The following is a 26,393-nucleotide window of genomic DNA, read 5'->3' on the forward strand; positions in this document are numbered from 1 at the left end:
TGGCGATCGAACAAGCTGTATCAAGATCGAATTCTATTGATGATTTTGATAGGAAAAGATGCGGGTACAGCGCGATCGCTCTACCCAAACTTTTTCTTTCGCGGGGCAATGATAGGCTAGCTTTTGTCTTGATAAGCGATTTTGCTGATGGCTGCTCCTCGTTCGTCTTCGCGCAATCTGCCCGATCGATCGCCTCCGCCGTCTCGTCCACGCCTGGTCAATCCCAGCGGCAGCAAATCTGGAATTGTTCGCGTGGGCGCAAAGCTGGCGCGGTGGCGCGATCCGTACCATCTGCTGCTCACCATGTCTTGGGTGCAGTATTTCATCTTGACGTTTATTTCGTTTGTGGCGGCGAATGCGCTGTTTGCGTTTTTGTATCTGCTGGGCGGTGACGGCATTGCGAATGCTCAGCCCGGTTCGTTTCCCGATGCGTTTTTCTTCAGTGTGCAGACGATGGCCTCGATCGGATATGGGGCAATGTATCCAACGACGACCTGGGCAAACGTGGTGGTGACGATCGAGGCGCTCACAGGTTTACTCGGCTTGGCAATGGCAACTGGATTGATGTTTGCCCGCTTTGCCCGTCCGACTGCTCGCGTGTTGTTCAGCAAAACTGCGGTGATTACCGTGCAAGATGACCTGCCGACGCTGATGCTGCGAGCCGCGAATCAACGGCACAATCAGGTGATCGAGGCGCAGACGCGGATGACGCTAGTGCGAAATGTAACCACGCCCGAAGGCGAATTTATGCGGCGCTTTTACGACATGAAGCTGGTGCGATCGCAAACGCCTGTGTTTGTCTTGACCTGGACGATTATGCACCCGATCGATTCAGACAGTCCGCTGTATGGCATGACGGCAGAAGATTTGGCGGAAGTCGAAGCGGAAGTGGTCGTGACGCTGACCGGACTCGATGAAACTTTTGCCCAAACAATTCACGCTCGCTATTCCTACATCGCCAGTGAAATTCTGTGGAATATGCGCTTTGAGGACATTCTCTCGCGCCTGCCAGATGGTCGTCGCGCAGTGGACTATCGCCGCTTTCACGAAGTTGCACCTGCACGCGAAGCCAAATTGTGAATCGGGTGATCGCAGCTCCAATTCGCTTGTCTACTCTCTTGAGATAGAGAAACAGAAATTATCGATCGATTTGAAAGTCAAGAATTGGATCGAATTATTGAGGATTGTGTAACTCTTGTGTCTTGTTATGTTTTTGACTGATTGAACACGCAGCACTTGGGTATTCTGTAAAAAATAAAGAAAAGCTTAAGGACAACGCCACATGACTCCTCTGCTGCTACACCAACTGTGGACATTGGTTGAAACCACTCAGGCTCAACTGCTGCTGAGCCTGGACGACAACAGCCTTGTCCAGTTTTTGATCGGTCAGCTTCGCGGCCAGCGATCGATCAACCATCAAGAGAGCGACACGGTCACTACCTATCTCTATTCTCGTCTGACCTTGATTCGCGACTTGGCGCAGGAGCGCTAAGCGCTTTGTGCGATCGCTCATCACCCAAAGCGAAAGCGGGCTGCTTCACCATCGATCGCTACTGAAAGATTACGCCGAATTTGCAGCGCTACAAACCGCCATTTCACAGTAAAATGGTCAAAGTGCCTGGCCTGGAGAGGTGGCAGAGCGGTTGAATGCGCTTGACTCGAAATCAAGTTTGGGGCAACTCAACGGGGGTTCGAATCCCCCCCTCTCCGTTTTGAACTGTTTTGTGTGAAGCGATCGCTTGACCCGTGCGATCGATTTTACTTTGCGATCGCTCAAAGGTTTGCGATAGCATAAGAGGCGCACCTTGGAGAGGTGGCAGAGTGGTCGAATGCGCTCGACTTGAAATCGAGTGTTGTGAAAGCAACCGTGGGTTCGAATCCCACCCTCTCCGTTCTCGGCAAATCGCGATCGTCTCTTGTATCCTCAAAGAGATTCCTTCCGAACAAAACCGTTTATGACGCCGCGTCCCGATTCGACGAGCAATTCGCCTCAGCGTTTTGCGATCGCTTCTCGCCTGCCCAAACGCCGCCGCGTGTCGCCCGTCATCGTGAACGACGAAAGCGAAGATTCTTACGTCGATTATTCCTATAGTGCACCGGGAACGCTGCCCGGATCGCTAACGATCGAAGCGGACGCACCACCCCCGACGATCGTGCTGATTGACTACAACGAAACGGACGCGACGCGACTGGAACTGGCGACGCCGGAAGAATGCGAGCCGTATCTCGATTCGGATTCGGTCTCTTGGGTGGATGTGCAGGGGTTGGGCAGCGAAGATGTGTTGCAGCGGTTGGGCAAAGTGTTTGATCTGCATCCGCTGGCGCTAGAAGATGTCGTCAATGTGCCGCAGCGTCCGAAAGTAGAAGAATACGACAACCAAATCGTGATCATTACGCGGATGGTGATGCCCAGAGCAGGCGGCGAAATCTGCACCAAAGAGCAAGTCAGCTTCATTCTGGGAAAACACTATTTGCTGACTGTGCAGGAAGAACCGGAACACGACACGTTTCGATCGGTGCGCGATCGCATCCGGCTCGATCGCGGCCTGTTGCGAAAGCGGGGAGCGGATTATCTGGCGTATGCGCTGCTGGATACGATCGTTGATGGGTTTTTTCCGGTGCTTGAAGCGTATGGCGAACGCATTGAAGATCTTGAGGAAGAAGTTGTGGTGAATCCTACTCGTCGCACATTAGAAAAAATTCATTTCCTCAAGCGCGAGTTGCTGTCACTACGTCGATTAATTTGGCCGCTGCGCGATGCAATCAATGTGCTGATTCGCGATGAAAATGAATTGATCAGTCAGGATGTGCGCGTCTATCTGCGCGATTGTGCTGACCATGCGACGCAGGTGCTTGACATGGTAGAAACCTATCGCGAACTAGCTTCAAGCCTGATGGACATCTACGTTTCATCTGTTGGCAACCGCATGAATGAAGTGATGAAATTGCTAACGGTAATCTCCAGCATTTTCATTCCCTTAACGTTCGTGGCGGGAATTTATGGAATGAATTTCAACACCGATCGATCGCCCTTCAATATGCCAGAACTGAACTGGTACTATGGCTATCCGCTGTGTTTAGGATTGATGGCCGCGATCGCCGGAGGACTCGTTTATTTCTTTTGGAAGCGCGGCTGGTTCGAGAATTTTTCTTCAATCAAAGAAGAGTAGGGGCATGACAGGTCACGCCCCCTTCGTTTTGTTGAGATCGCGGTAGGGCAGTTTGAGTTTAGCGAGTTGAGGGTAACGTGGGCAGGGAAGCAAAGGCAGTCATGCGATCGTACAGCGGTTGCGTTGGCGCGATCCAAACTCGCCCGGTTCCCTGGAAGGTTTGCAGCAGTCCTTCGCCGCTGGTGACGGCTCCCAGCAGCGAGCTAGAAGCCCGCTCGACCGTAAATCTGACGCCTTCAGTCCGCAGGAGGGCAAACGAGCCATCGACCTGAAGCGTTTCGTTTTCCAGCGTCAGCGGCAAGATTTCCTTTTGGGGAACGGGAATGCGAAAAACAACGATGCCCGATCCGCTAACTTTAGTTTGGTAGCGGCCTTCTCCACCTGCGACTCTGGCCGAAAAGCTTTCAACCTTGTGTGCATCGACTTTAACGGCATCTTCACAGCAGCAGAACAAGCCTTGATCGGCGTACAGCGTTTGGTTGTTCAACTGCATCAGCCAGTAGTGGCCGAAGGTGGGTTCGAGATAGATTTCGCCCGTGCCTCGGTAGAGCGGTTTGAAGATCGTTTCTCCCGTCCGGGCAGCAGCGATCGCTCCTTTCACCAAGCCGCCCATGCCACCACCCGCGCCCGTCGAGCTTTCCATGCTGATGTGGCCCTTGAGGAATTGCAGCACGCCGGGTTCCGTCCGCACGGCATCGTTGTTCAGGCGAATCCGGAGCTGGCGCAGATGCACTCCGGCGCGATTGAGCGTGTAAAGCTGTTCGGCAACGGCAACGCTGTCGCTGCCCGACAGCGGCTTGTATTCCAACAGCTCAAACGTGGTTCCGCCACGCGAAACCGTTTGCGTGACTTGAAAAGGCAGGTTCGATTCGGGTGCATTCATGATTGGCGCAGCGAAATGACTGGATAAAGAGACAGAGTATTGAATTCACTGAAGCCGACTCTTTTTCCAGACCTTCGCGCTACTCGCCCAAAGGCGGCGAAGCCATCGCGCCTACTGCGACGGGTGTGCGGCGATCGCTCACTGCATTCGTCGAGGGCGACTGAATTACCAGAACGGCGCAGGGCGCATGATGCAAAACGTAATTGCTGACGCTGCCCAGCAGCGCTTCGGCCAGTCCGCGTCTGCCGCGCCGTCCGACCACGACCAAATCGGCTCGCCAATCTTCTGCCGCTTGACACAAGCCTTGTCCGGCATCGGTGAGGCGCGATTCAAACTCGACGGGCACATTTTTGGCGCGAGCCAGTTCGCAGTAGCGGCGCAGCAGATCGCGCATTTCGCGGCTTTGCTGGTCAATGTGGTGCTGATTGTGCTGAGCAACCGTGACGAACTGCGGCGACAGGCCAAGCTCGCTGGAATAGTGCGGCATTCCTGCCAGCATGTCACAACTCATGCTGTGAAATAATTTCAGAATTGCTCCGTCGCGCTCGGCAATTTCCAATGCCTGATCAAACACAAGCTGGCTGAGCGAAGACGCATCGATCGCGGCCAAAACGCGCTTAAAACACATAGGATCTACTCCACTGGGTCGAGGGCAGGAGGGAACTTACCCCAAAATTACCGCAATTGCCTCAATGTGCGATCGCAACTGTGATACACGCCAATCTTTCTTAATGAAGCTTAACGCTTCGTTGCAGCTAAACGAGGATGCGCTCCAAAGCGTCGAGGTCGGGAATGAACAACGTTTCGCGATCGCGCACGATCAATCCTTTGCGCTCTAGCTTGCTCAACACGCGCGTTACCGTTTCTCGCGCCAATCCGCTGAGGCTGCTGAGTTCTCGATGAGGCAAATTTGGAATTTCGACGCCTTTATCACGCCGCTGCCCTTGGCCTTCTGCCAGAAAGATTAGAATATCCGCCACTCGCGACACGCTGTCTGACTCGCGCAATCTGAGCCGTCGATTCACCTGTCGCAAGCGTCGCGCCATCAATTGCGCCAGACGAATTCCGGCTTGCGCCTCGGTATTGAGCAGATGCACAAAATCTTGAGCGGGCATACTGCCGATCACAGTCGGCGAGAGCGTGATTACGTCAGTCGATCGCGGTACTTCATCCAGCGGAGCCATTTCGCCAAACAGTTCATTCCTGCCCAGAATGTTCAGCGTAACTTCCTTGCCATCAATGTTGTATGTGCGAATTTTTACCCAGCCGCTGAGAATGAAATAGACCGCGCTGCCCCAATCATTTTCCAGCAAAATCACCTGATTGGCAGGATGGGAGCGCGTTACTACCTGCGCGGTTGCCTTATCCACCACAGCTTCCGGCAATCCTTCAAAAAAAGGCGCAGAGCGAATCAGAGCAGAATTTCGAGATTCACGGGGGCTAAATCGGTCTTCCATGAGCGGCATGAGGTAATCACACTCAAAACAGTAAACGATACCAGGAAACTTAAGGCAAACCGCAATTTACCTGTGCGAAGGAAGACCAGCAAGCAAAACACAATAAAGCAAAAGCCTAGCGCTATCTTAGCTCACAGCTTGCCTTGAGTAGAGTTATATATTACAGCGATCGCGTCCCTGATCGATCGTTCTAATTTGAGTGGAAGGAAAGCAAGCCACATTGCCACTGACAGATATGCCCTTTGAGAGTTTTAGGTGAAACCCTTCAGTCGGGGCTAGAGGCGTGTGGGGGGATGGCTCTAAGGTATGTTTTGAGACTGACGATCCTCCCCAGCCCTCCTTGGTAAGGAGGGAGCCGAACCACTCAAAGTCCCGCTTGATAAGGGGACAGGGGGATCGCTTCCTGCGGATAGCGCTGCGCGGCTAGCGTTGCTGATCCATACCGGATCGCATCCGCTCTACTGCTTCTAGAGCTTCTGAAGACACGCCCTAGCCTTCACTGGTTGGGGGATCGGAAGCAAATTAAACCGCGATCGATTCACCTGCATCCCAAAAATCCCAAAGGAATTCAGATGGGATGATGAATCGATCGCGGCCAAAATTTTGATTGAACTCCAAAAATTTTATTGCCAAACGTTTTTTACAGTCCTGCTTCTACAGTTCTGCTTTTACAAGCCTGCGCTTTCCGGCGTCACCATTTGCGGCTGCGCGATCGCCTGCGCGACTGCCCCCCGCTGCACACCGCTAAACCGCACGCCCGGCTTCGTTTGCTGCTCTGGGGCGGGCGGTTCCGGCTCAATTTTCTCTAGCAGTCCCGGCGAAACTGGATGCTGCGTAATCCAAGCCAAACTGCCGACCGCCCCCGCCATTAACGCTGCATAGCCAACATACAGGTGAGCAGGCTGAAGACAACCTTGAGCCGACGAAGGAGCAATCCGCGATCGCGCCCAAGATGGCACAACGGATTTTGCCGCATCCAAGCTCGGCAGCGTATCCGCCAGTTCACAGCCATCAAGTCCTAAGGTATCCCCAACACGACGGATAAAGCCGCGCACAAAAATATCTTCGGGCAAATGCTCTACCTGTCCCGCTTCTAGCGCCTTCAGCTGATGAATCGGCACCCAGGTTTGACTGTGAACCTGCTCGATCGAAAGTCCTTTCGCGTATCGGGCTTCGCGCAGCGTTTCGCCAAGCTGCTGCATTGCAAGCTGCCGCTGCTGCTCAAACGGTGTAATGGGCGGCGGAGCAGGGCGCGTCGTCACTGGCGGCTCAACCAGCGGTGTGATCGGTTCTGGCTCGATCGAAGCTGCCGTATTCAGCAGCGTTGATTCGGTTGCAGGTTCTTCCGATCGCTTTTCGCGCTTTTCGCGCTTTGCAGTCACAGGTTCTACTTTTGGCGCATGACGCAGCATTTGGCGCATTGCCAGCCGAATCGCTTCTCGACCTGCCGCCTTCAGCAACGCCTGCATTCCCTCGCTGCTGCCAGTTTGGTTTTGCACTCCGGCCATTGCCTGACGAAACGCATCGCTGCGGTGAAGCTCTGCTTCGATCTGAAAAAATAAAACGCGCAAACTCTCTTGGGTGGAGCGTGCGCTGTTCAGGTCTGAATGGGTCGTTGCTGTCACGATGGTATTTCTCCGTACTTGCGCCAACTGCTGGTTGTCAAAGACAGCCCGATCGATCAGAAAGCTGGCTGTCGCTATGTCTTGGTATTTCGGCAGTGGCGATCGCTTTCCGGAAACTTTCAGCCTTAAAACAGCAAAAAACGCGAAATTTTAAGCTTTGCTGCAATTCTTGCAGCAAAGCGGTCTTAAACTGACGAGCTTGGACGCAACACCTCAATATTCAAGTTCAGTTTGTCGCCTAGCCACAGCGCATGAGCGGTATGGTCAGCAACGTCGTCTCCCGTGTTGGCATGAACCAGAATATCCAGGTTCGATCGATGCAGCATCAGCCAAGGCACAACTGCGCCGAACTGCTCAACGGCAAACGAAACTTGATACATCGGCTGCGGATGAGGACCAATCGGTCGATCGTGCCAGCGTCCTAGCGCCACATCAAATTCAGCCGCCAGCGCTTCGCGAATTCGGGCAGCGATGTCGCGACTGTCGGCATCGTAGTAAACATGGGCGTGAAAGCTCGTGATGGTTGATTGCATCTTTTTTGATTGCATGGCTATAGCGCTTCAAGATCGAGTGGTTTTGGATTCAAGATTTTGTGGCAGCGTCGCCAGTGCGGAAGCAACTGATTCATGTAGGCTTTGAATCGATCGTTGTGATAGCGCTCTAAAAGATGAACAAGTTCATGCACTAAAACATATTCCACGCATTCGATCGGATACTTGGCAAGCTCTAGATTTAGCCAAATTCGTCGCTGGTGAATGTTGCAGCTTCCCCAGCGAGTTTTCATCTTTTTGATGCCCCAATCAGCAACCTGTTGATTCACTTTTGGTTGCCACAGATCCAACAAATCTGGAATTTCTGCTTTCAGTCGATCGCGATACCACTGATTTAACAGCGCGGCTCGTTTTTCAGCGGAAGTTCCAGGCTGAACGCAAAGCTGAAGCGTGTTGTCATTCCAAATAATTTTGGGGCGACCGGGGCGATCGAGCACTTCTAAACGATAGCGCTTGCCGAAAACAGCATGACTTTCACCCGTCACCAGTTCGTGCTGCAAAAAACGTGGATTTGCCCGAAACGCCGCCTGATGTTTTTTGATCCAGTTCAAGCGAGAAGTGACGATCGAACAAAGCTGATCATCGGTCATCTGCCAGGGAACAGCGACGCGGACATGACCATCCGGCGGGCGAACCGACAAATTCAGATTTTTAATCGACTTCCGCACAATTTGGACGGGGATTCCGCCGATCTCGATTTGAGTTGTGAGGTGGCTGATGCTCACGCTAATTTTTCGATCGTCTTCTCCAGTGTAGAGAAAAGGGGCGATCGGCGTGTGAATCGATCGCCCCTTTCTTCACTGAAACTAACGCTGCATGTGATGTTCCATCAGTTCTTGTGCCCTCGGTTTATAGAGCAGGTGAAACAGCATTTCGACATACCGCAGCATATCTTCACGATTTTCCTTGGATGAATAGTTCCAGAAGCCGTAAATCTTCGCGAGCGACAGCAATTTCGAGGTGTGAATGCGCCAGGTGTAGGTGCTGTAGACGCGATCGATTCCGCGCTGCGATACTTGCTTCCAATAATCAGGATTTTGGTCACACTTGGAAATAAATTCCAAAATGATTTCCGCCATCTCTTCTTGATTGGTCGGGTTGATGTAGAAGCCGTTGTATTTGTCTTGAATAATTTCCAACGGACCACCAAATCGCGTACCAAATGTTGGCAGACCCGAAATCATTGCTTCCAAAATCGTCAAGCCGAATGCTTCAAACAAAGCAGGCTGAACGAAAATGCCTTCATGATCGGCAATGACGCGATAAATTTCACCTGAATCGCTTTTGGGCAAGCGTACACCCAACCAGCGAATTTTGCCGTTCAAATTGTACTGCTCAATAATCTGATAGAGCTTTTCAATTTCACTGATTTCTTCGTGGTCGGTTGAGTCTTCAGTTCGCAGTTTTCCTGCCACCAAAATCAAATTGCAGCGCTCTTGTAAAGCTTGGCTCTTACCAAAGGCTTCGGCTAGACCTGTAAGGTTTTTGATGCGATCGAGCCGCGCCATTGAGAACAGCGGGCGCTTACTGGGATCGTCCAGTTTGCCATAAACAGAACTGGGATCATCCAGTGTGAAAAGCAGTTCTTCCAAACGGGCGCGATCGTCAGGAATGCGGTCTTCAGTGCGGCTGTAGGGGAAATAGGTCACTTCGTTCACGCCCGGCGGCACAACGTTGAATTTTGGGCTGAACAAATCGATGCCCGAAGTGACATGATAAAGCTCTGGCATCGTGAAGCGACGATACGATTCATACTGCCCGACGCTATCTGGCGTTCCGACAATTTCCTGATAGGTGCTGCTGATGATGAAATTTGCAGCATTCATCGCAATCAAGTCTGCCGTAAATTGCAGCGAGAAGTGGTATTTGTCTTCGAGATCTTGCCAGTAAAGGTTACTGAATAGATATTTCGACTTTTCCAAAGCGTGCGCGATGTTGCACTGCGTTACTTTTAGCTTGCGAGCGAGCAAAAACGCAACGAGATTGCCATCGGAATAGTTGCCGATGATCAGATCGGGACGACCTTCAAACTCGGCCAACAGTTCGCGCTCGGCATCGATCGCGTAAGTTTCCAAATACGGCCAAATCTCGAATCGGGAGATCCAGTTTTGCGTTAAAGTCGGGTTGAATTCACGGAACGGAACGCGCAAAATCCAGCCGTTTTGTGTGCTGTAAATCTTCTCAAGTCGCTGGTTGCAAAGCGTCCCGTCGCTGTTTGCAATCAGGCGCGTCAGCACAATCACTTTCGGATGCACTTTCAGCACATCCAAACCTGCCAAGGTGATTTCGCGCTGAAGCTCCTGCTCCAAGCTTTTTACCTGATCGAGAATGTAGACGACTTGTCCGCCTGTGTCAGGCCGACCGAGAACACCTTCTTGCCCAAACCAGCCGTGCGGCGACACCATGACGACGCGAAAGATCATCGGAATGCGCGACAGAAAGGCTTCGAGCGCTTGATGATCGGGTGAGTCAATGAGCTGGTCGAGCATTCCCAGCGTTTCGCGGATGCGATCGGCAGTGTTGCCCCAGCCCGGTTCAAAGCCCATGCTTTGTAAATCAAAGCGGAACTTGTCGTAGGGTTCCTCAGCCGGACGATCGCTCACAAACGCGATCGCTCGCTTAATTTGCTCAGACAACTGCTGCTGCGATTGAATCCGTTCGTTGATTAGAAGCTGGGTGCCGTTGTATTTATGTAGGCTCAAGAATTGAAACAGAGTTCCAAGCCATTCTGTCGGATCTTGAAACAGTTTGCTTGACAGAAAACGGTTGAGAAATTCAACACCCTTGCCGATATTTTTTGGGTCGCGAATTGCAGGAGAATAATCATAAAACGGCTGGAAATCAAGTTCCAAAACATCGCCTTCGTTGGGATGGAAGCGGTTAACGAGGCGATCGCGCAAATCCAACAATTCTTGCGAAGTGAGCGGTGCCACGCTGAGGTCATCGCCAATTCGATAAACTTCCTCACGAGCAATTTGAGGCCGTACAATCACACATAAACTTTCCGGCTCCAAAATGATTTCTTGCACGTAGGCAATCAGCTTGCCAAGGTAGGAATCGTGCGCGTAGTTGTCGGGCTTGCCGTGAGAAGCACAATAATCGTCAAACGCCGCCAGAATGTCGTTTCGCAGCAGATATTTCTGGTCGCGCTGGCGCAGTTCGCGGGTGAACTGGCGCAAATCTTTGGTTTCATCATGCTTCAACACAGCCTGGATGAGTTCAGACATTTCGATTTCCTAAGAGGGGCAGTGTAAATTGGGAGGTCGTCGCCAAACCTTCGATCGTAGATCAGCGACTTGATTTCGCAGCATTCAATTTGCCGCCGCGATCGATTCGGCAAGCTAAACCGCTCAGATCTCGCTCCTTCAGACAATCGAGACAAACATGAGAGCGCGTTTAGGCCGCGATGCGGCGAGTGTTTAACTGTCTGAGGTTGGCGAACTGTGTAGCGGTCGCCCATCCGCTCAGCGAACCGAGCGGCGTGGCAAAGGAAACTGGCAACGCATCGTTCAGCAGCGATCGATTCGTTGCCGCAAGCAATCTGCCACTACAGTTCCACAAACCCGTTTGGAATTGCGTAAAGCCACTGACCAGGATATTGAATTTTTCATGAAGTTTCCAGCGCGATCGCGGGAAACAACCGCTCCCCATTACAAATCATTTCAATTCACGCGATCCCCACTGCAATTCCACTGTCGATCGCGCTTTCGCTCTACCATAGCTATTGCCTTGATGCGCTATCGTTCGGCTATGGCACACGCTTCTTTTTCCTGGCAAAAATTTACCAGTTCCTTGCCTGCGATCGATCGACGAATGCTGCGACGGCTCGATCGATTTCGCGGACCGGGCGGCTGGCTGATGGCGCTCACCCTCATCGCCGCGCTGTGGTTGTGGAATTGGCCGCTGGTGCTGGCAACGCTGATCGGACTCGTCAGCATGGTGCTGGCCTATGGCGTGCAGCAGTATCGCTGGCAAGATTGGCAGAGCGAGGTTTGGCAGAAGCTTTGGAGTCGATCGAATCGTCAGTTGACGATCAGTGTGCTGCTCGGTGGAATTGCCACGATCGCCACCTACATTGCCGCAATGGTTTGGCTGGCGGCAGACAACGGCTGGCTGGCAGCGGGAACCATTTTGCAAGGATTGGGAACGCTGGCCGCTGTGCTGCTGCTGCTGCGGCAAACTTGGGGGCAATCCGAGGGGCAGCCGACAGATGAAGTGCAGATGCTTTCGCGGTTGAGTACCGCAGATGCGCTCGATCGCCTAATCGCCATTCGTCAAGTGACGCTCTGGGCAAAAGCTGAGAGTCCAACGCTGCAAGCGCAGGTGGCCGATTGTTTCCAGCTGCTGCTGCAACGCGAAAGCGAACCGATTTTGCAAACGGCGTTGATGGACGGACTGCAAGCCTTGATGCCCGATCGCCTCGGCACAGGTGAATCGTCGCCTGTTGCCATCCCGATTGCTTTGCAGGTGGATGTGAAAGAATCGGCGTAAAAAAATTTGAGAATTTGTGCGATCGCGCTCCAAGCCGACTATCCTAGAAACCCTGTTGCGTTCAGGCTTACTTTGATGGATCGCTTTACTGTTGCCGTTATCTCGCAAACTCCCAATCCGCAGCAGACGATTTACGCTGCAATGCACCAAGATTATGCCGAAGGATTCGTGGCGGACGATCGCGACGCTTTTCCGTCCGAAGAGCGCTCAGGCGAAATCATCGTCAAGCAACTGCTGGCGGGAAATCGCGGGCATTATGGCCCCCTGGAGCATCCGCAAATCGTTCTCAATTGCGGCTGGTTTCCCCACAGCACGATGCAGCAGATTCGGACGCATCGTGTCGGAATCTCGTTTGATGTTCAGTCCGGACGATATACCGGACAGCGAATCTTGGACGTGGTTTCGGGCAAACGAGAGGTTGAGGAAGTATTTTATCTGCGTCCGATCGGCGCGTATAGCGATCGCCAAGGCAAACGCTATGACTACACCGAAGCGCAGCGGCAAGAAGATATTGAATGGTGTCTAAAAGCTTGTCATCGCTATCACGAACGCATCGAGCAAGGCTTTTCCGAAGAACACGCTCGCGGCTTGATTCCCTTTGATGTGCGCCAGCATTGGGTGATGTCGGCAAATGTGCGATCGATCCTTCATCTGGTCGATCTGCGCTGGAAGGCCGATGCTCAGCTTGAAGCGCAAAAGCTGTGTGAACTGATTTGGCCGCACATCGAAGCGTGGGTTCCCGCGATCGCTCAGTGGTATGAAGCCAATCGTCTCAAAAAAGCACGGCTGGCTCCGTAATCTAAGGTAGGCGAGATTGCCGTTGAGTCGCTTATGCTCAGGAGGAAGTCAGCAGCGAACCTATCTTGGGACTGATGAAGCTTCCAGCTAGCATGGAACTGTTTGAGGGATCGATCGGTCGTTGCAGAAAAGATGCGGTCTCAAGCCCAACCGCCGTGCCAATCACCTGCTATGAATCATGAATTTTTTCGCCGCTCGGCTGCACTTGCCCTTGTTGCGGCTTCGCTGCTTGCTCCAGCTCAAATGACCGCAGCGCAAACGGCTTCGGCTGAATCAGACGCCGTCTTGATGGCTCAAAGTGATCCGAATCGCGGCCACTTCAGTTTGGCAATTATGCAGGCACAGCCGAGCTATCCCAACTTGATTGCTCGCGTCTCGCTGTTGACCAAGCGTCCCGACGCTTTTTTGCAAGAGCGCTTCATCGGCGATTTTCGCTATCGGATGAATCAGCAAGCGCAGTTTATTCGCGGTCTCAATCCGGGCGATCGCGTGGTCATTCGTTTGTTTACGCCGCAAAATCAACTAATCGGCTACACCGAAGCTGAACTTTTGCCGAATTTTGCCAGCATCAATCTTGTCCTGCCCACGCCTGCCGATTCGTCGCGCACGATTCGCACGGTTTACGGCAGCGACACAGACCAAAACGGCGCGATCGATGCGGGCAGCGTGATCTACGACTACTTCACGCGAGTCACGGGCGACCAGCTTGCCACCAGTCGCGCTACGTTCTTGAGCGAGCATTCGCAGCCGAGCAGTTTTCAGATGCGAAATTTGCCCGCCCCCACCGCGCAAGCTCGCTATCCCGATTCGTTCGCGACTGGAAATTTCTCGCTGGCAGGCCGCACGATCGCCGTTTTTGATTCGAATCTTGCGCCCGCGCTCGTTGCTGTTCCCGGTGCGATGGTGCAGCCAACCACGCTCAGCAACGGCACGTCAGTTTATGAAGCCAGTCGGCTGATTTTGGCTTATCGATCGATCGGCGTGTCGCAAGGTCGGCTGACCGAAACGATCGACGCACCGCCGGAAGGCAATTAGGAGCGAGCGCGACCAACCAGCATGATCAGGACGCGATCGCCCGCTGCAATTTGGGTTTGGCCGATAGGGACGATCGCCAGTCCGTTTGTCGCCGCTAGATTAATCAGATTGCCGGAACTGTGCGAACCGCCTGCAAGCTGAAATTGATATTCTCCCTCAACAAGACAAACTTGTCCCCACAGGTACGATTCGCGCTTGCCATCCGATCGCAACGCCTGCATGGTGCGTCCCTGCACAAAGACGGGTCGCCAGCCTTCCGGCAATCCTGACAGCTTCCGCAAAGCAGGCTCAACAAATCGCCAAAAGCTCACCAGAGCAGAAACCGGATTTCCCGGCAGTCCGAAATAGAGGACGGAGCGATTGGCAAAAGTCGCAACCGTCAGCGGCTTTCCAGGCTTCACGGCCACCGATCGCACGTGCAGCTTCGCCCCCAGTTCGTCTAGGATGCGATCGACATAATCGTAATCGCCAACCGAAACGCCACCAGAGGAAATCACCAGATCCGCTTGAGAAATCGCCTGTTCGATCGCGGCTTTGAGCGCTTCGGGGCGATCGGGCACGATGCCAAGATCGATCGGTTCGGCTCCTGCTGCGGCAACGAGCGCGGCCAGTGCGTACTGATTGGAATCGACAATTTGTCCGGGGGCAAGCGGCTGATTCGGCTGAACGAGTTCATCGCCTGTCGAAAAGATGGCAACACGAGGACGACGATAAACGGTGATTTCGGTGCATTGTGCGGCAGCGAGGACGGCGATCGCCTGTGCCCCAATTTGCAATCCGGCTGGCAACAGCGGCGCTCCGGCCTGATAAAATTCCGCTTTCGATCGCACAAACGCTTTCGGTTTTGGCGCTTCAAGAATCGTGACGCGATCGCCTTGTCGCTGGGTGACTTCTTGAATCACGATCGTATCCGCTCCATCTGGCAGCATTCCTCCGGTGAAAATGCGGGCGGCTTGTCCGGGTGCGATCGATTTTTGGGGCGCATAGCCTGCCGGAATTTCTTCAACGATTTGCAGGGCGATCGGATTTTCTGTGCTGGCCTGCTGCACATCCGCAAAGCGCACCGCATAGCCATCCATCGCGGAATTATCCCAGTGCGGAAAATCCAGCTTACTCATCACGGGCGCGGCGAGAATTCGCCCTGCAACTTTTTCGAGCGGCAGCACTTCCACGTCCGTTAGCGGCAGGGTGCGATCGAGAATTAAAGCTTCAGCTTCAGCGGCAGACAGCATCGGTATTCCTAGCTAAAAGGATGGGCGTACAGATAGCGTACCTCCGTTAGAATCTTGTTAAGCGTATGCTTGCTTGCGGAGATGATAAATGAACCCTGATGAGGCCAAAAATCTTTTTCGAGAGGCAAGTGAGATATGTCGATCTGCAACAGAGCAAACGATGAACGTCACGCTTCAATATGACGAGTCCAGCCTTTTGTGTGTGGACGAGCTAATCGATCGAAATTGGCCGGACGGCGTTACCGGAAATATGGATCAGCTTGTTCTAATTTGGGGCAGCTTCATTGGTGAATGCCTGCGGACAATTTTGAACGGCGAGTGGGTCATGACCGATGCAGGTTGGGGCGTTCGCTGTAATGATATTGTTGCTCACCCCTTCAACAAGGTTGAGAAGCGATTCCGCAACGGGACTGGTGATTCTATTAGTTTTTTCTACCAAGCCTTAGTCGGCACACTAAATCCGTCTGAACAGTAGCGACCTTGAGCAAGACGAGTTTTTCTATGACAGCCACCACTTCAAACCATGCGTGATGACCAGCTAGTGAGGGATGACCAGCCGATCGAATATCGCCGTGTTCCGCTGTGGCGGCGGGGCTGTGCGCTGCTGATTGATTTTGTGGCAGTCGGCTTTGTCAGTTTGCTCGTCAGCAGTGGCGCAGTGGCGATCGTCTTCATCTTCGTGCTGGGCTGGCTGGGAATGCGGGTGGCCTTGGTCGATCGCAATCACGGTCAAAGTTTGGGACGGTGGGCACTCGATATGCGCGTTCTGGATTTGGAGCGGGGCGGCACACCAGATCTGGTGACGCTGGCAAAGCGCGAAGGCGGTTTGGGGCTGGCGCTGGGCTTATTTTTGGTGGGATTTCTCAGTTTGGGGACGGGCGGGCTTTGGGCGATTTTGCTGGTTGCACCGATCGCCATTGACCTGATTCCCGCTTGGCTCAATCCGGAAAATCAGCAGGCGTTGCATGACCAGTTGACGGATACGCACATTGCTGAATCGCGGCGCGGCTATTCGATCGACATCAAATTAAGAAAATGGATTGTCGAAGCCCGCGCCCGTATGAAATAATGAACGTTTGTGGCTTTTCAAATTTGAGCTTGACTTATGGCTAAGGGCGTTCGTCTGATTATCACGCTGGAATGTACCGAGTGTCGCACCAATCCCGACAAGCGATCGAACGGTGTATCTCGCTACACGACCGAAAAAAATCGCCGGAACACAACGGCACGACTCGAACTTAAAAAGTTCTGCACCCACTGCAACCGTCACACCGTCCACAAAGAAATCAAGTAATCTTTCAACTTCACTGAAATCCCATGAGCTACTATCGCCGTCGCGTTTCGCCTATTAATCCGAAAGATTCGATCGACTACAAAGATGTCGATTTGCTGCGGAAATACATCACCGAGCGCGGCAAAATTCTTCCCCGCCGCATCACAGGCTTGACCTCCAAGCAGCAACACGCCCTCACCACCGCGATCAAACGTGCCCGGATTCTTGCTTTGCTGCCGTTTGTCAACGCAGAAGGCTAATTCGGAATTCGGTGTCGGAAATTCGGTTTTGCCCGACTTCCGACTTTCGACTTTCGATTTCCGACTCTCGACCCCCGACACCCAAAATGGAAAAAGGCACGCTCGTCGAATTTCGGCTGCAAGGCGATAGCGCCGCGGAAGGATCGATCGCGGATCGCATCCGGCAGCGACGACTGGCCGTACTCGATCGACCCGAAGGCAAAAAGCACTGGGTCGCGATCGACGGGCGCAATCAGCCGCACATTCTGCATCCGCGCCAAATTACCTATCAGGTGACGGGCGAAACTTATCAGCCTGCGGACATTGCCAAGTTTGTCCAAGAAATTGAGCCGTATCTCGATCCGTCGAGTCTGGAAGTGGCGTGGGAACTGCTGAGCGAAGACGGGGAAACCACCGATCCGGCTGGACTGGCGCAGATTTTGTTTTCCGATACGAGTCCGCCTTTGTGCTATGCGGCGTACTGCCTGCTCTCAGAAGACAAGCTGTATTTCAAGCAGAAGGGCGATCGCTACGAGCCGCGATCGAAAGCGCAAATTGCCGAAATTCAGCATCAGCAATCGGTCGCAGCGGCAAAACAAGAAGAGTGGCAGCAGTATTTGCAGCGAATCGAACAGGCACTGGCGGGGAAATCGATAGAATGGCAGGAGGGCGATCGTCCGCGTTTGGAGGCGATCGAGCGTTTTGCGACTTTTGCCGAAGAAGCAACGCACCGCGCTCCGGCACTGGAAACGCTGGCCGCGCTCAAACGTCCTGAAACGCCCGAAGCTGCATTTCAACTTTTGGTGGATCTCTCGCTGTGGAGTCCCCACGAAAATCTTCATCTGCGGCGCAGTCAACTTCCCACTACTTTCCCCAGTCGGGTGATCGACATGGCTCACCGCTGCCTGCAAACTCCGCCGCCCGATCCGGACACGAATCGGCTGGATCTGACGCATCTCAAGGTCTATACGATCGACGATGAAAGCACCAAAGAAATCGACGACGGCTTAAGCCTGGAAACTTTACCCGACGGAATTCATCGGCTGTGGATTCACATTGCCGATCCGACACGCTATGTTCTCCCCGGAGACGAACTGGATCTTGAAGCCCGCCGCCGCTGCACAACGGTTTATCTGCCGACCGGAATGATTCCGATGTTTCCGCCGGAGTTGGCAACGGGGCCAATGAGCTTGGTGCAGGGACGGCTTTGTACTGCCCTCAGCTTTGGCGTGATTCTCGATGAGTCGGGCGCGATCGCAGACTTTGAAATTCACCCCAGCTTGATCAAGCCAACCTACCGCTTGACCTACGAAGATGTCGATGAAATGCTCGATTTGGGCGTGGAGGCGGAAGCGGAACTCGAAACGATCGCTCAGTTCGCCAAGCTGCGGCATCAGTGGCGACATCAACAGGGCGCAATCAGTATTCACATGCCGGAATCGTCGATTAAGGTGCAGGACGACGAAATTACGATCGAAGTGCTGGACGATTCGATCGCGCGTCGCTTGGTCGCGGAAATGATGATTCTGGCGGGGGAAACTGCGGGACGCTACGGCCAAGAACACAGCCTGCCGCTGCCCTATCGCGGACAAGCGCAGCCGGAACTGCCGCCGGAAGAAGAATTGATGCTGCTGCCGTCTGGTCCCGTTCGCGCCAGTGCAATTCGCCGCTGTATGCCGCGCAGCGAAATGAATATCGCGCCTGTCCGTCACGCTAGCCTCGGACTGGATACCTATACGCAGGTAACATCGCCGATTCGTCGCTACACCGATTTGCTGACGCACTTCCAAATTAAGGCGCATCTGCGCGGTGAAGACTTGCCGTTTGACGGCGAAACGCTGAAAGAACTTGTGCAGGCAGTTAGCTCGACCGCTTATGAATCTGTGCTGGTAGAGCGGCAGACGAATCGCTATTGGGGCTTGGAATATCTGCGGCGCAACTCGGATGAAGTTTGGAACGGGCTGCTGCTGCGCTGGCTGCGCGAACATGAAAACTTGGGACTCGTCCTGCTGGAAGATTTGGCGATCGAACTGGCAATGCGCTTTACGCGATCGATCAACGTGGGCGATCGACTGGAACTGAAAGTTACTTTCGTTGATCCCCGGCAAGATGTCGTGCAGTTCAGCGAATGTAAGCCAGAAATTCAGCCTGCGGCGTCCTGAGCAGGCAAACTTTGCTTTAAAACCTCACGATCCTCTCCACCCCATAACAAGGAGGGAGCCGAACCGCTCAAAGTTCCCCTTACTAAGGGGATTTAGGGGGATCGCCCAACCACCCTGCCATCACGAAAGGCTGTTAAAACACGCCCTAGCGTTCCGAATGTAGTACACTCAACGCCAAATTGGATGTAAGGAGGAAGAATGCAACCTTTTCGCGTTGGCATTGCGGGACCTGTGGGGTCGGGAAAAACAGCTTTGGTTGATGCGCTGTGTAAAGTAATGCGCGATCGCTTCAGCATTGGCGTCGTCACCAATGACATTTACACGCAGGAAGACGCCCAGTTTTTAGTTCGCAGTCAAGCCTTGGAGCGCGATCGCATCATTGGCGTCGAAACAGGCGGCTGTCCACACACGGCCATTCGCGAAGATGCCTCAATTAATCTGGTGGCGATCGAGCAGCTTGAGCAGCAATTTTCGCTAGATTTGGTGTTTGTCGAGAGCGGCGGCGACAATTTGGCGGCAACCTTCAGCCCGGAACTCGTGGACTTGACGATCTACGTGATCGATGTGGCGGCAGGTGACAAAATTCCGCGCAAAGGTGGGCCGGGAATTACGCGATCGGATTTGCTGGTGATTAACAAAATTGACCTTGCCCCTCTAGTCGGTGCAAGTTTAGACGTGATGGATCGCGATGCGCGGAAAATGCGGGGTGAGCGCCCCTTTGTCTTCACAAATCTTAAAGCGCAGGATGGACTGGACGCGATCGTCGATTTTATCCGACTGCACATGGGTGAAACTACTGGAAATCCTGCTGTGGTGGGATGACGGGAAACCTTAAAACAATCTGATTTGGTAGTACACGATACGATCGCAGATCTGAGCCGCTCGTAATATCACTGCTATTCAAACCACTTCACCGATGATTCAGCTTCGATCGAAGCTGCGAAAGACTCATGACTAGCCAATTTGGGCGACGCAAATTTTTGGTTTACGGTTCGGCGGCACTGGGTACCAGCTTACTGATGAAGGCTTGTGCGGCTCCTCCGGCAGAAGAAGCAGCGGAATCGCCCGCAGCAGGTTCATCTCCAGCCGCCACGACTGCCGCCGCCAGCGGTGACACGATCAAAGTTGGCATCCTTCACTCGCTCAGCGGCACGATGGCGATCTCGGAAAAGAGCGTGGTCGATGCTGAGCAGCTTGCAATCAAGGAAATCAATGCCGCTGGTGGGGTTCTCGGCAAGCAGATCCAGGCCGTTGTGGAAGACGGCAACTCAGACTGGCCGACCTTTGCCGAAAAAGCGGCAAAGCTGATCGACGAAGACCAAGTTTCTGTGGTCTTTGGCTGCTGGACTTCGGCTAGCCGTAAAGCGGTTCTGCCCGTGTTTGAATCGAAGCAGCACATGCTTTGGTATCCGGTTCAGTACGAAGGCCAAGAATGTTCACAAAATATTTTCTACACGGGAGCCGCACCCAACCAGCAGATTGAACCCTCGGTCGATTGGCTGCTGGAAAATAAAGGCAAAGATTTCTTCCTGGTCGGCTCGGACTACGTGTTTCCCCGCACCGCGAACACAATCATCAAGGCGCAGCTTGAGGCCAAAGGTGGCCGCACGGTCGGAGAAGACTATCTGCCGCTGGGCAATACCGAGGTGACGCCGATCATCGCCAAGATTCGGCAGGCGTTGCCAAACGGCGGCGTGATCTACAACACGCTGAACGGCGACAGCAACGTGGCCTTCTTCAAGCAAATGCAGGGCGCAGGCTTGACCGTTGACAAATATCCGGTCATGTCCGTGAGCATTGCCGAGGAAGAAGTGCAGGCGATCGGCAAGGAATATTTGCTCGGTCAGTTTGCCGCCTGGAACTATTTCATGACGGTGGAAACTCCGGCCAACACCCAGTTTGTCGAAGCGTTCAAGGCCGAATATGGCGACAGCCGCGTCACCAACGACCCAATGGAAGCGGCCTACATCGCCGTTTATCTGTGGAAGCAGGCGGTTGAAAAAGCGGGATCGACCGACATTCCTGCGGTTCGCACGGCGGCCTATGGTCAAACCCTGGATGCGCCGGAAGGCAAAGTGACGATGAACCCCAACCATCACCTGTCAAAAGTGGTGCGAATCGGGGAAGTGCGCGACGACGGCTTGTTCAACATCACCTTTGAAACCGATGCCGCCGTTGCTCCGGTTCCCTGGAATCAGTTTGTCCCTGAAACGAAAGGCTTTAGCTGCGACTGGACGAAGACGGGCGTAGACGATCCGGGCAAATTTAGGCTCTAGCCCCCTAAATCCCCCATTCATGGGGGACTTTGAGGTTGGTTGGTAGTTTCGGAAAGCACACAGGAGATAGCGATCGCGAATTTGCTATCTCCTTGCCAATTTTTGGGAAGAGAATCGTGATTACCATCCTGGACGGTTTATTTAACGGCATTAGCATCGGCTCAATTTTGCTGCTGGCGGCATTGGGACTGGCGATCGTCTTTGGCTTGATGGGCGTGATCAACATGGCGCACGGCGAACTAATGATGCTGGGAGCCTACACGACCTATCTAGTGCAAAATGGCTTTCGCGCCTTGGGCGACGGCTGGTTTGAAGCCTACATTTTGGCGGCGCTGCCGATGGCCTTTCTGGTTGCTGCGCTGGCCGGAATTGTGCTAGAGCGCGGCGTGATTCGCTATCTCTATGGGCGACCGCTGGAAACGCTGCTGGCAACTTGGGGCGTCAGCTTGATTTTGCAGCAGTTCGTTCGCAGCGTGAACTGGGTGATTGTGATCGGCTTGGTGCTGTTTTGCCTCTTGTTTTTCGGCGGCATGTGGCTGTTGCGCCGTCGGGCAGATTTTGAGCGCATCCGCCCGATCGCTCTGGCGATTTTGCTGCCGCTCTCACTGGCGATCGCCGGAATCGTCGGCAATTCGATCGGTCAGGCTCGCGGGCTGGCCGTGACGCAACCCTGGTTTGGAGCGCAAAACGTCGATGTGACGGCTCCGGCTTGGCTGCGCGGTGGCATTCCGATCGGAGCCTATCAGCTTTCCTCAGTGCGAATTTTCATTTTGCTGCTGACCGCTTTGTGCGTGGCGGGCGTCTACTTCTTTTTGCAAAAAACGCCTTGGGGCTTGCGGATTCGATCGGTGACGCAAAACCGTAGCATGAGCGCTTGCCTTGGCATTCCCACGCAAAAAGTAGACGCGCTGACGTTTGCCCTCGGCTCAGGACTAGCCGGAATCGCCGGATGTGCCGTCAGCCTGCTGGGATCGGTGGGTCCCAATACCGGACAAAACTACATCGTGAATACGTTCATGGTCGTGGTCGTTGGTGGCGTTGGCAAGCTGGTCGGCACGATCGTCGGGGCGATGGCGATCGGCATTGCGGAATATTTGATTGGGTCGGCCACCCTCGCGCTCGTCTTCGCGCCGTTGAAGCCTTTGGCCGATTTCTTCACCACCTTTGGCACGACCAGCATGGCAAAAGTGCTGGTGTTTGCTTTGATCGTTGCATTTCTCCAGTTCCGACCGGGCGGCTTGTTCCCCCAGAAAGGACGTACTGTGGATGCTTAACTTATGACTGTTCAACCTGCGATCGGCTCTCGTGCCGTCAACTGGACAAAATACAAGCCGCTGCTTGTGGAAGCCGCGATCGTGCTGGCGATCGTCCTCTTTCTGATTTTCGTGATTCCGCTGGTGATTTCGGGCTTTCGGCTGAATTTGCTGGGGCGATTTTTGGCGCTGGCGATCGTCGCTTTGGGCATTGATTTGATCTGGGGCTATACGGGACTGTTGAGCTTGGGGCACGGCGTATTCTTTGCGCTGGGCGGCTACGCGCTGGCGATGCACCTGAAGCTGCAATTTCCCCCGGATGCCACCAGCCAGCTACCCGAATTTATGTCGCTGTATGGCGTCACGGAACTGCCCTGGTTTTGGAAGCCGTTTTTCTCGTTTCCGTTTACGGCTGTGGCACTGCTGGCAATTCCGGCGATCGCAGCCGGACTGCTGGGCTACTTGGTTTTTCGCAACCGAATTCGCGGCGTTTACTTCTCGATCTTGACGCAGGCGATGACGATTATCTTCTTCAATCTGTTCAACGGCCAGCAGAAATTAATTAACGGCACGAACGGCCTGACCGACTTCAAGATGTTCTTTGGCGGCATGGTCGGCAGTGCGCGATCGCAATACTTCTTCTACATCTACACCGTTCTGTTTCTGGCGGTGGCCTATGTCGTCTGTCGCTGGCTAACGAGTGGACGGTTTGGCCGCTTGCTGATGGCAATTCGCGATGACGAAAGCCGCGTCCGCTTTACGGGATACGACCCAACCGGATTCAAAGTTCTCGTGTTTGCCGTGTCGGGCGCACTGGCGGGACTCGCCGGAGCCTTGTTCACGCTGCAAACCGGAATCATTTCCCCGAAAGCGATGGATATTGCCTTCTCGATCGAAATGGTGATCTGGGTGGCAGTCGGCGGACGCGCTTCTCTTGTGGGAGCCGTGCTAGGTGCGCTGGCCGTCAACCTGGCAAAAAGCCGACTGAGCGAGCAATTTCCGGATATTTGGCTGTTTTTCCAGGGCGCTTTGTTTCTGATTGTGGTGCTGGTGCTGCCGAACGGCATTGTCGGCTTGGTGCGATCGCAAGGCCGCGAACTGTGGCGATCGATTCGAGGTCGCCGCCGTGTAACGACTTATCCCGGACTTGAAGATCCAGAGGTGGAATATGAGCAAAATTCTAGAGATTGAAGATGTCACAGTCAGCTTCGACGGCTTCAAAGCGCTGAACCATCTCACCTTCAGCGTCGAAACAGGCGAATTGCGCGTGATCATTGGCCCCAACGGAGCCGGAAAAACCACGTTCCTCGACGTGATTACAGGAAAGGTGAAGCCGACCGAGGGCAAAGTGCGATTTCAAGGCCGCGATTTGCGATCGCTCCCGGAACACAAACGCGCTCGACTCGGCATCGGTCGCAAATTCCAAACGCCGAGAGTTTACCTGAATCTGACGCCACGTGAAAATTTGGAACTGGCAGGCAATCGCACCAAAGACGTTTTTCCGACGCTGTTTCGTCCGACGCCTTCTGACGAAAAGCGATCGGTGAAAAGCCTGCTGGAGACGATCGATCTGACCATCAAAGCCGACATTCCTGCCGCCCTCTTGTCGCACGGCGAAAAGCAACGCCTCGAAATCGGAATGCTCGTTGCCCAATCGCCGGATCTGCTGCTGGTCGATGAACCTGTCGCCGGACTGACCGACGAAGAAACCGAAAAGGTCGGAGATCTGTTGCTGGCACTCGCTGAAAGTCACACGATCGTCGTGATCGAACACGACATGGAGTTCGTTCGCCAGATTGCCAACAAAGTCACCGTCCTGCATCAGGGATCGGTGCTGTGTGAAGGCTCGATGGACGAGGTGCAGTCTGATCCCCGCGTCATCGAAGTTTATTTGGGAACGCCAGAAGAAGACCACGATCCGACACCTACCAGCGTTCATGAGCCTGTGATCTGAAGCGATCGCAGCCAGCAACAGAATCTAGCCCTGAAGAAAAATGACTCAAACCCAAGCCGCCCCTCTCGAAGCGCGATCGACCCAGCCGATGCTGCAAGTATCCGGGCTGAACGTCTTCTACGGTGAAAGCCACATCTTACGCAACGTCGATCTGACCGTGCCGCAAGGCCAAATGGTCTGTCTGATTGGGCGCAACGGCGTCGGCAAAACCACGCTGCTCAAAACGATCATGGGTCTGCTCAACCCCCGCAGCGGCAGCATCGTCTTTGCCGGACAGTCGGTTTTGGGTCGATCGCCCGATCGCCGCGCCCGCATGGGAATCGGCTATGTCCCCCAAGGTCGCGAAGTGATCCCGCGCCTGACCGTGAAGGAAAATTTGCTGCTCGGACTCGAAGCCCGCACTCAAAGGACGCGATCGCAAGACATCCCGGAGGAAATCTTCGATCTGTTCCCTGTCCTCAAATCAATGCTGTGGCGGATGGGCGGCGATCTTTCCGGCGGACAGCAGCAGCAGTTGGCGATCGCCCGTGCCCTGATGGGTCAGCCTCAACTTCTCGTCTTAGACGAACCGACTGAAGGCATTCAGCCCTCGATTATTCTGGACATCGAGGCCGCTGTGCGCCGCATCGTCGCCACAACCGGAATTTCCGTGCTGCTAGTCGAGCAGCATTTGCACTTTGTCCGGCAGGCCGATCGCTACTACGCGATGCAAAAAGGCGGCATTGTGGCATCCGGTTCCACCAGCGAACTCAGCAACGAAGTGATTCAAAGGTTCTTGGCAGTCTAGCGGGAAAACAGGCGGAAGTAGAGCGATCGCAGCACTTCCTTAACCGGAAAGAAAATATAAGTGAGCGGATTAATCGTCACAATAATGTCGCGAAAATCTCGTTTGGCTAAAGCGACGATCGCCCAAGCCACCCAGTCGGCTGACATCACACCGACCGGATTCAAATTACTTTTGAACGGACCTAAAATCAGCTTGCGAATGGTGAAAGGTGCATCGAGTCGGCGTAGCGTGATCAAATCACCGAGCGTTCGTTTTGACAATTCATAGAGCGGACTCAAAGCTGGACTCACTTCTGCTTCCGAGGTGTTAATCCACAGTTCTTTGAGGGCGCGATCGCTCGACTTTTGCACGGTACTTAGAAACAGTTCAGCGAATCGCCAAGCGGAAAAAGTATTAATCTCAAACGATCGCGCAATCGCTTCGGGTGTGCGATCGCCATGAACATTAATGCCGTGATTGATAATCAAAATATCGACTTTTTGGAGGCGATCGCGCAGTTTGGTTTCGGCTCCCGATTGCCAAACGATCACTTCAGCCGGAACGTCGAATTGGGCATCGGTTGCCGTTGTAATGGCGATCAGCTTTGCGCCTTGTTTTGCCAATTCAGACATGAGCGATCGCCCCATTGTGCCGGATGCGCCCGTGATGGCGATCGTTTTGCCTTTCAGCGATAAACTGGTTCCCAGCATTTTGTCTAGAAAAGTGTAGTGTCCGCAGAAATAAGCGTTTCCCTGGTCGAAATGATGCCGCCAATGATAGGTGCGATTGACTGTCCAAACTGAAGGAATTTCAGTTAAGTCTCCGGGCTTGTGCGTCAAATCTGTTTCTAACAAAAAGCCTTGCGATCGCGCAATTGCCGTTGCCAGAAATCCGGCGGAATATAAGCAGCCGAACCACAATCCAGGTTGAGCAAATGCAAACGCGATCGCGCCTGTGAGTAACAGCATAGCAGTGGCTTCCGGCGTGTCGTTGTGCCACTGCGCTTTGCGATAGGCTTCTAAACTGACAATGGATAGATCGCGGCGATAGGCTTTGTGATGCAGCGTATGCGCCGCTTGTAAGGGCGACCAATAATGTCCGGCAACGTGATAAAGATCGCGGATTAACTCAGCGATTACGGTTGCTAAAACTGCCAGTAAGATTTGAATAAGAATTTGCTTAGAATCCATCTTTTAAACTGAATGCACCGAGGTTTTATCTAGAGCAT

The 26,393-nt window shown here is 53.6% G+C and carries 28 protein-coding genes and 2 tRNA genes; 20 read left to right on the top strand and 10 right to left on the bottom strand.

Annotated elements, in window-relative coordinates; all coding sequences use genetic code 11:
* Positions 1–147 precede the first annotated feature (147 nt).
* The 5 genes from H6F67_RS14360 to corA all read left to right on the top strand — a co-directional run bounded on the left by H6F67_RS14360 (position 148) and on the right by corA (position 3,170).
* Positions 148–1,080: an ion channel gene (locus tag H6F67_RS14360; protein ID WP_190767303.1), complete on the top strand. Its 933-nt coding sequence runs from the start codon at positions 148–150 to the stop codon at positions 1,078–1,080.
* 202 nt (positions 1,081–1,282) lie between these two features.
* Positions 1,283–1,492, top strand: a complete 210-nt coding sequence (locus H6F67_RS14365) for a hypothetical protein (RefSeq protein WP_190767304.1) — start codon at positions 1,283–1,285, stop codon at positions 1,490–1,492.
* A 133-nt stretch (positions 1,493–1,625) separates the two neighbouring features.
* Positions 1,626–1,710 (top strand) — tRNA-Ser (locus H6F67_RS14370).
* 97 nt (positions 1,711–1,807) lie between these two features.
* Positions 1,808–1,892: transfer RNA gene (locus H6F67_RS14375), tRNA-Ser, on the top strand.
* Positions 1,893–1,955: 63 nt separating this feature from the next.
* Complete coding sequence (corA, locus tag H6F67_RS14380) at positions 1,956–3,170, top strand: magnesium/cobalt transporter CorA (RefSeq protein WP_190767305.1); 1,215 nt, start codon at positions 1,956–1,958, stop codon at positions 3,168–3,170.
* A 58-nt stretch (positions 3,171–3,228) separates the two neighbouring features.
* Here the strand turns inward: corA and H6F67_RS14385 are convergent, their stop codons facing one another.
* The 4 genes from H6F67_RS14385 to H6F67_RS28360 all read right to left on the bottom strand — a co-directional run bounded on the left by H6F67_RS14385 (position 3,229) and on the right by H6F67_RS28360 (position 7,135).
* The gene (locus H6F67_RS14385; protein WP_190767306.1) at positions 3,229–4,053 is read right to left on the bottom strand and encodes an AIM24 family protein; all 825 of its coding nucleotides are present in this window, start codon (positions 4,051–4,053) and stop codon (positions 3,229–3,231) included.
* A 79-nt stretch (positions 4,054–4,132) separates the two neighbouring features.
* Positions 4,133–4,681: a universal stress protein gene (locus H6F67_RS14390; RefSeq protein ID WP_190767307.1), complete on the bottom strand. Its 549-nt coding sequence runs from the start codon at positions 4,679–4,681 to the stop codon at positions 4,133–4,135.
* Positions 4,682–4,808: 127 nt separating this feature from the next.
* The gene (locus H6F67_RS14395; protein WP_190767308.1) at positions 4,809–5,510 is read right to left on the bottom strand and encodes a Crp/Fnr family transcriptional regulator; all 702 of its coding nucleotides are present in this window, start codon (positions 5,508–5,510) and stop codon (positions 4,809–4,811) included.
* A gap of 668 nt (positions 5,511–6,178) precedes the next feature.
* Positions 6,179–7,135, bottom strand: coding sequence for a RodZ family helix-turn-helix domain-containing protein (locus tag H6F67_RS28360; protein WP_190767309.1), 957 nt, complete (start codon positions 7,133–7,135; stop codon positions 6,179–6,181).
* On the opposite strand from H6F67_RS28360, the gene H6F67_RS14405 reads away from it, so the two are divergent.
* Complete coding sequence (locus H6F67_RS14405; RefSeq protein WP_190767310.1) at positions 7,118–7,264, top strand: hypothetical protein; 147 nt, start codon at positions 7,118–7,120, stop codon at positions 7,262–7,264. The genes H6F67_RS28360 and H6F67_RS14405 overlap by 18 nt on opposite strands.
* 56 nt (positions 7,265–7,320) lie before the next feature.
* Here H6F67_RS14405 and H6F67_RS14410 read toward each other — a convergent pair whose 3' ends face one another.
* From H6F67_RS14410 to H6F67_RS14425, 4 genes are all read right to left on the bottom strand, one after another.
* On the bottom strand, positions 7,321–7,668 hold the full coding sequence (locus H6F67_RS14410; protein WP_190767311.1) for a DOPA 4,5-dioxygenase family protein: 348 nt from the start codon (positions 7,666–7,668) through the stop codon (positions 7,321–7,323).
* 17 nt (positions 7,669–7,685) lie between these two features.
* A complete protein-coding gene (locus H6F67_RS14415) occupies positions 7,686–8,411 on the bottom strand; it encodes a SprT family zinc-dependent metalloprotease (protein WP_313926830.1) in 726 nt (241 codons plus the stop codon).
* 81 nt (positions 8,412–8,492) lie between these two features.
* The gene (locus H6F67_RS14420) at positions 8,493–10,913 is read right to left on the bottom strand and encodes a sucrose synthase (protein WP_190767312.1); all 2,421 of its coding nucleotides are present in this window, start codon (positions 10,911–10,913) and stop codon (positions 8,493–8,495) included.
* Positions 10,914–11,082: 169 nt separating this feature from the next.
* Positions 11,083–11,337 carry a hypothetical protein gene (locus H6F67_RS14425; protein ID WP_190767313.1) on the bottom strand — a complete coding sequence of 85 codons (255 nt, stop codon included), beginning with the start codon at positions 11,335–11,337 and terminating at the stop codon, positions 11,083–11,085.
* Between the two features lie 99 nt (positions 11,338–11,436).
* Here H6F67_RS14425 and H6F67_RS14430 point away from each other — a divergent pair, with 99 nt between their 5' ends.
* The 3 genes from H6F67_RS14430 to H6F67_RS14440 all read left to right on the top strand — a co-directional run bounded on the left by H6F67_RS14430 (position 11,437) and on the right by H6F67_RS14440 (position 14,010).
* A complete protein-coding gene (locus H6F67_RS14430) occupies positions 11,437–12,177 on the top strand; it encodes a hypothetical protein (protein ID WP_190767314.1) in 741 nt (246 codons plus the stop codon).
* Positions 12,178–12,252: 75 nt separating this feature from the next.
* Positions 12,253–12,975, top strand: coding sequence for an FAD-dependent thymidylate synthase (gene thyX / locus H6F67_RS14435; RefSeq protein ID WP_190767315.1), 723 nt, complete (start codon positions 12,253–12,255; stop codon positions 12,973–12,975).
* Between the two features lie 171 nt (positions 12,976–13,146).
* On the top strand, positions 13,147–14,010 hold the full coding sequence (locus H6F67_RS14440; protein ID WP_190767316.1) for a hypothetical protein: 864 nt from the start codon (positions 13,147–13,149) through the stop codon (positions 14,008–14,010).
* Here H6F67_RS14440 and glp read toward each other — a convergent pair.
* Entirely contained in the window at positions 14,007–15,242 is a 1,236-nt protein-coding gene (gene glp / locus H6F67_RS14445) for a gephyrin-like molybdotransferase Glp (protein ID WP_190767317.1), read from the bottom strand. The two genes, H6F67_RS14440 and glp, sit on opposite strands and share 4 nt — an antisense overlap.
* A gap of 160 nt (positions 15,243–15,402) precedes the next feature.
* Between glp and H6F67_RS14450 the strand changes: the two genes are divergently transcribed.
* From H6F67_RS14450 to urtE, 11 genes are all read left to right on the top strand, one after another.
* Positions 15,403–15,717, top strand: coding sequence for a hypothetical protein (locus H6F67_RS14450; protein ID WP_190767318.1), 315 nt, complete (start codon positions 15,403–15,405; stop codon positions 15,715–15,717).
* Positions 15,718–15,765: 48 nt separating this feature from the next.
* Positions 15,766–16,311 carry an RDD family protein gene (locus H6F67_RS14455; RefSeq protein WP_190767319.1) on the top strand — a complete coding sequence of 182 codons (546 nt, stop codon included), beginning with the start codon at positions 15,766–15,768 and terminating at the stop codon, positions 16,309–16,311.
* 36 nt (positions 16,312–16,347) lie between these two features.
* The gene (gene rpmG, locus H6F67_RS14460) at positions 16,348–16,536 is read left to right on the top strand and encodes a 50S ribosomal protein L33 (RefSeq protein ID WP_190767320.1); all 189 of its coding nucleotides are present in this window, start codon (positions 16,348–16,350) and stop codon (positions 16,534–16,536) included.
* Positions 16,537–16,559: 23 nt separating this feature from the next.
* Positions 16,560–16,775 carry a 30S ribosomal protein S18 gene (gene rpsR / locus H6F67_RS14465; protein WP_190767321.1) on the top strand — a complete coding sequence of 72 codons (216 nt, stop codon included), beginning with the start codon at positions 16,560–16,562 and terminating at the stop codon, positions 16,773–16,775.
* Positions 16,776–16,861: 86 nt separating this feature from the next.
* Positions 16,862–18,916 carry a ribonuclease catalytic domain-containing protein gene (locus H6F67_RS14470; RefSeq protein WP_190767322.1) on the top strand — a complete coding sequence of 685 codons (2,055 nt, stop codon included), beginning with the start codon at positions 16,862–16,864 and terminating at the stop codon, positions 18,914–18,916.
* Between the two features lie 198 nt (positions 18,917–19,114).
* Positions 19,115–19,738, top strand: a complete 624-nt coding sequence (gene ureG, locus H6F67_RS14475) for an urease accessory protein UreG (RefSeq protein WP_190767323.1) — start codon at positions 19,115–19,117, stop codon at positions 19,736–19,738.
* A 128-nt stretch (positions 19,739–19,866) separates the two neighbouring features.
* Positions 19,867–21,192 (top strand): urea ABC transporter substrate-binding protein, encoded by a 1,326-nt coding sequence (urtA, locus tag H6F67_RS14480; RefSeq protein ID WP_190767324.1) that lies wholly within the window; start codon positions 19,867–19,869, stop codon positions 21,190–21,192.
* A gap of 119 nt (positions 21,193–21,311) precedes the next feature.
* Positions 21,312–22,466, top strand: coding sequence for an urea ABC transporter permease subunit UrtB (gene urtB / locus H6F67_RS14485; RefSeq protein ID WP_396798017.1), 1,155 nt, complete (start codon positions 21,312–21,314; stop codon positions 22,464–22,466).
* A gap of 3 nt (positions 22,467–22,469) precedes the next feature.
* Positions 22,470–23,636 (top strand): urea ABC transporter permease subunit UrtC, encoded by a 1,167-nt coding sequence (gene urtC, locus H6F67_RS14490; RefSeq protein ID WP_190767325.1) that lies wholly within the window; start codon positions 22,470–22,472, stop codon positions 23,634–23,636.
* On the top strand, positions 23,614–24,399 hold the full coding sequence (urtD, locus tag H6F67_RS14495; protein ID WP_190767326.1) for an urea ABC transporter ATP-binding protein UrtD: 786 nt from the start codon (positions 23,614–23,616) through the stop codon (positions 24,397–24,399). The genes urtC and urtD overlap by 23 nt, the downstream gene beginning before the upstream one ends.
* Before the next feature lie 88 nt (positions 24,400–24,487).
* The gene (urtE, locus tag H6F67_RS14500; protein WP_190767384.1) at positions 24,488–25,186 is read left to right on the top strand and encodes an urea ABC transporter ATP-binding subunit UrtE; all 699 of its coding nucleotides are present in this window, start codon (positions 24,488–24,490) and stop codon (positions 25,184–25,186) included.
* Here the strand turns inward: urtE and H6F67_RS14505 are convergent.
* Entirely contained in the window at positions 25,183–26,355 is a 1,173-nt protein-coding gene (locus H6F67_RS14505) for a bifunctional sterol desaturase/short chain dehydrogenase (protein WP_190767327.1), read from the bottom strand. The genes urtE and H6F67_RS14505 overlap by 4 nt on opposite strands.
* Positions 26,356–26,393 lie beyond the last annotated feature (38 nt).

Origin of the sequence: Microcoleus sp. FACHB-1515 (genome assembly GCF_014696105.1) — a bacterium.
In the GTDB taxonomy this organism is placed as follows: domain Bacteria; phylum Cyanobacteriota; class Cyanobacteriia; order Elainellales; family Elainellaceae; genus JAAUTJ01.